Annotated in this window: 1 protein-coding gene; it reads right to left on the reverse strand. The window is 68.6% G+C overall.

From position 1 onward, the window contains the following. Window positions 1–186: 186 nt before the first annotated feature. Window positions 187–1,083, reverse strand: an 897-nt coding sequence (locus ACFVX9_RS39890) for an ISAs1 family transposase (protein WP_387987231.1), incomplete at its 5' end; no start/stop codon positions are given.

Consider the following 1,083-nt stretch of genomic DNA (forward strand, 5'->3'; position numbering starts at 1 on the left):
GGTCATCCTCTCGTAGTAGTATCCGACCGTAAACCCAGGCCTCGGCAAGACCCGGAGATCCTGCCCGGATAGTGGTATGCCGCCCACGCCCCGAGTCCCCTCGCCCAGGCCTGTTCCAAAGTCATTTGATCTTGCTGTTGTTGCTGTTCGCGGGGTTGTGCAGGGGAGGCCGGGGGCAGGGCTTGATTAAGTTCCGTAGGTGTCTGGTTCGTTTGTGATGCCCAGGATGCGGAGTGCTCGCTCGGGTTCGTTTCGAATCGCTCGGGTGGTCTTGGCGATGTTGTCGGCTCCGAGGATTTTCAGCACGCCGATGGCGAGGTTGCGGAAGGTCGCCATGGCGCGGGGTGCGGTGCCGGTGTGGACCGTGGAGGCGTCCTCGGCGAAGGTGGCGTCCCTGATGTGGTGCGAGGAGTTCTCGATTCCCCAGTGCCCGCGGATCGCGGCGGCCAGGTCGGCGGGGCCGGCTTGGCGGGCGTCGAGGCTGGTGACGGCGTAGACACTCTCACGGGTCTCGCGCTTGCCGGTCTGCTTGCGCCGGCGGTGGACACGGATGGCCAGGCGGCCGTGGGGGAAGGCGGTCCCGCCGAGTTCGTCCGCGATCGCGCAGGTCTTGACCGAGCGGGACTCGCGCCTGCCGTGTCCCGGGGCGGAGGCGGTGTGCTGGAGGGGGATGTCCCGCCACGGCAGGGCTGCGAGCTGGCGGTGGGCGGTCGGCTGGCTGGTCTTGGCCACGGCGATGCAGTGGGCCTTCTCCGTCTCGACCAGCCAGTTGGCGTTCGCCTTGACCGAGTGCAACGCGTCGAAGGCGACGACGGTGCCGGCCAGGTCCAGCGGTGCCAGGAGCGGTTGGAAGTGTGTGGTTTCGTTCGTCTTCGCGCCGGCTTCCACCTGGGCGGGGGTTGCGACCGGGTCGTGGGTGACCGCGGAGAGCAGATGCCGGCGCTTCGCAGTGAGACGTGCTGATCCCTTGAGTGCTTTGCCGTCGACAGCGATCACGCGCGGCCGCCCGGACGCGGAGGGCGACAGCGCCTGGGCGCAGGGCTTGATGGCGGCGCGATGCCGGTCGGCCAGGCAGGCGCCCAC

This window comes from Kitasatospora sp. NPDC058243, from assembly GCF_042882025.1.
Classification (GTDB): domain Bacteria; phylum Actinomycetota; class Actinomycetes; order Streptomycetales; family Streptomycetaceae; genus Kitasatospora.